Here is a 3,148-nt window from a genome sequence, read left to right as displayed (position 1 = left end):
CAGCCCGACCTGCGCCAGTGCCTGCGCGACCTGCGCCTGCGCCTGGACGACGCCGGCCTGCGCCTGCGCGAGCTGCGCCTGCGGGCCGGTGGGCTGGATCACCGCGAGCAACCGGCCGGCCTCGACGTGCCGGTTGTCGTAGTCGCCGACCTTGACCAGCGTACCGCCTACCTGGGGCGCGATGCGGACGATGTGCGAGTCGACGAACGCGTCGTCGGTCGATTCGTACTGGCGCGCATTGCGGTAATACAGCGTGCCGCCGATCGCGGCGGCGGCGATCACCACGATCAGGACGATCCAGAACGACGGCCGGCGGAACAGCGGCGTCTTCTTCTCGCCCCCGGCATCGTTCCCCGACGCGTCGTCGTTCCCCGACGCTTCGTCGCCGTCGCCATCCCCGTCGCCGTTCTGCCTGTGGTCGTCGGACGAGCCGCGCCCCTTGTTCCTTTCCGATCCGCCGGACGCGCGATCGTCGTCGCGCGTGTCGTCACGGTCCAAACTGGTCTGATCGCTCATTGCGGCTCCTGTTGGTCGGCGCTCAGCCGGTCGAGAATGCAGTCCGTGTTGCGGGCGATCCGATGGCGGACGAGCGCCTCGTGCCCCGCGTCCAGCGGACCATCGAGCAGCCGGTCGACCAGCGCGCGCGACGAACGCCACACCACGACCTGCCCGAACAGCGTCATGGCCGTCACGCGGGCATCGCGATCGGCAGCACCGGTGGCCGCGCCGACGAGCGACACCATCCTGCGCGCCATCCGCCCGATCGTGCCTCGATAGAAGCAATCGAACGCGCCGGTCGGATGCATCTGCTCGCGCATGATGAACAGCGACGATTCGGCGTCGCGATCGGTGATGAGCTGCACGGCGAGCCGGTCCAGCAGCCGGTGGATCTCCGCCCGCGCGTCGCCCGCGTCCTCCGGCACCGGCCCGTCGGACAGGGCCGATCGCATCTGGTCGGCCATCTCGGCATCGATGTGGCTGGCCGCCGCGGCATACAGGCCTTCCTTGCCGCCGAAATGATAGGTGATCGACGACATCGCCGTTCCCGCCGCCGCGGCGATGCCGCGCGTCGAGGCGCCCTCCAGCCCTTTGCGGCCGAACTCGCTGACGGCGATGTCAAGGATCCTCGAATGGCTCACCACTCCGATTAGTTCGTTCGAACGAATACGTCAAGCTCGCGCGCGGCGGCGCCGGCGCGGATGGCGGCCGACGTCGTCAACGATCGTGCTGGGTCAACGATCGTGCTGGAGCGTCGCGGCGGCGGTGATGATGGGGACGAACTTGGCGGCAGTCAGGCTCGCCCCGCCGACCAGCGCGCCGTCGACGTCGGGTATCGCCAGCATCACGGCGGCGTTCTCGCCCGTCACCGATCCGCCGTACAGGATGCGGATCGCACCGCCCGGCTCGCCCAGCAGGTCGACCAGCTTGGTCCTTACCGTCAGGTGGATCGCCTCCACGTCGTCGGCGGTCGGCGTCAGGCCGGTGCCGATCGCCCAGCGCGGCTCGTATGCGATCGTCAGCCAGTCTGCCCCCGCGCCCGCGGGCAGGGCGCGTTCGAGCTGCGAGGCCACCACCCGCTCCGCGCGTCCCGACGCCCGCTCGACGTCGGTCTCGCCCAGGCACAGGATCACGCCCAGCCCGCCGCGGCGCCCCGCTTCCGCCTTCGCCCAGACGTCCTGGCCCGATTCGCGCTGTTCCACCCGTCGCTCTGAATGGCCGACGATGGTGAAGCTCGCTCCCGCCTCGACCACCATCGCCGCCGAGACGCAGCCCGTGTGCGCGCCGGCGTCCGCCGGGTGGATGTCCTCCGCCCCGATCGCCAGCGCCGGGACGCGCGCCGTTGCCGGCGCGATCAGCGTCGCGGGCACCGCCACCGCGACGTCGACGCCCGGGTTCGCCGCCGCCGCCGCCGCGATCGCGTCCAGCTCGGCGAGCGCCGCCAGGCTGCCGTTCATCTTCCAGTTCCCCGCCACCAGCTTGCGCCGCATCGTCGTCTTCCCCCGTTCGTGTCTCAGGCTTGGTTAGCGGCGGTGGCCCGGCGCGCAAGGTGCAGGCCGGCGCACGAGCTTGATGCCGTCCGCCCGCGCCCGTAAGGCGCACGGGTTTCCGTCGCCAGCCAGCCTGCCGACCAGCCAGATCGGTTTACTGCTCCATGCTCCAGTTCTTCCGCCGGATCGTCAGCTCCCGTCTCGGCGTGATCGTCACCTTCGTCGGGCTGGTGGCGATCGCGATCCTGTTCGGGCTGGGCGACGTGTCGGGGTTCGGTGGGGCGGGCGTCGCCGGCAGCTCGATCGCCAGCGTCGGCGGGACCGACCTCGCCTCGGGCGAGATGCGCCGCACCGTGGATGGCGAGTTGCAGGCCGCGCGGCAGCAGCAGCCGACGCTCACCCCGGCGCAGTTCGTGGACGGCGGCGGCGTCGATGCGGCGGTCGACCGCGCGGTCAACGGGCTGGCGCTCGACGTCTTCGGGCACGGACAGAAGATGGCGGTCAGCCGCCGGTCGGTCGACGGCCAGATCGCCAGCATCCCCTCGCTCCAGGGTCCGGACGGCAAGTTCGATCCCAGGATCTACGAGCAGCTGCTGCGTGCGCAGCACCTGTCCGACGACCAGATCCGCACCGACATCGCGCGCCAGACGATCGCGCAGCAGTTGATTCAGCCGACGATCGGCGCGACGCAGGTGCCCGACGGGCTGGTGACGCCCTATGCCGCGCTGCTGCTGGAAAAGCGGCAGGGATCGGTCGCCTTCGTGCCGACGGCGGCGATGGCGACGACCGGGACGCCCGGCCCGGCCGAGCTCCAGGCGTTCTACGCCACGCACCGCGCGCGCTACGTCGTGCCCGAGCGGCGGGTGATCCGCTATGCGCTCGTCACCCCCGCGACCGTCGCCGCTCAGGCCGCGCCCGCCGAGGCGGACATCGCCGCCGCCTATCAGGCCCGCAGGACCGAGTTCCTGCCGACCCAGAAGCGGACGATCACGCAGGTCGCGGTCCTCGACCAGGCCGCCGCCGCCGCGCTTGCCGCGAAGGTGAAGGCCGGGACGTCGGTCGCCGACGCCGCGCGCGCCGCCGGGCTGGAACCCCAGGTGCTGACCGCGGTGACGAAGGACGGCTATGCCGCGCAGGCGACGCCCGCGCTGCTGGAAAAG

3 protein-coding genes and 1 pseudogene are annotated in these 3,148 nt (G+C 71.6%); 1 reads left to right on the top strand and 3 read right to left on the bottom strand.

Annotation, left to right across the window (positions count from 1 at the left end):
• The 3 genes and pseudogenes from HUV01_RS14285 to tpiA all read right to left on the bottom strand — a co-directional run.
• A pseudogene (locus tag HUV01_RS14285) lies at positions 1–516 on the bottom strand (biotin/lipoyl-binding protein); the annotation flags it as partial.
• Positions 513–1,139, bottom strand: a complete 627-nt coding sequence (locus tag HUV01_RS14280) for a CerR family C-terminal domain-containing protein (RefSeq protein WP_174298875.1) — start codon at positions 1,137–1,139, stop codon at positions 513–515. The gene HUV01_RS14280 and the pseudogene HUV01_RS14285, both read right to left, overlap by 4 nt.
• A gap of 93 nt (positions 1,140–1,232) precedes the next feature.
• Positions 1,233–1,988 carry a triose-phosphate isomerase gene (gene tpiA, locus HUV01_RS14275; RefSeq protein ID WP_174298874.1) on the bottom strand — a complete coding sequence of 252 codons (756 nt, stop codon included), beginning with the start codon at positions 1,986–1,988 and terminating at the stop codon, positions 1,233–1,235.
• 164 nt (positions 1,989–2,152) lie between these two features.
• On the opposite strand from tpiA, the gene HUV01_RS14270 reads away from it, so the two are divergent.
• The coding region (locus HUV01_RS14270; RefSeq protein ID WP_174298873.1) for a SurA N-terminal domain-containing protein at positions 2,153–3,148 on the top strand (996 nt) is incomplete at its 3' end.

Source organism: Sphingomonas bacterium, assembly GCF_903643035.1.
Taxonomy (GTDB): domain Bacteria; phylum Pseudomonadota; class Alphaproteobacteria; order Sphingomonadales; family Sphingomonadaceae; genus Sphingomonas.
The sequence above is the reverse complement of the archived record's forward strand: the minus strand, read 5'-3'. Positions and strand labels throughout refer to the sequence as shown.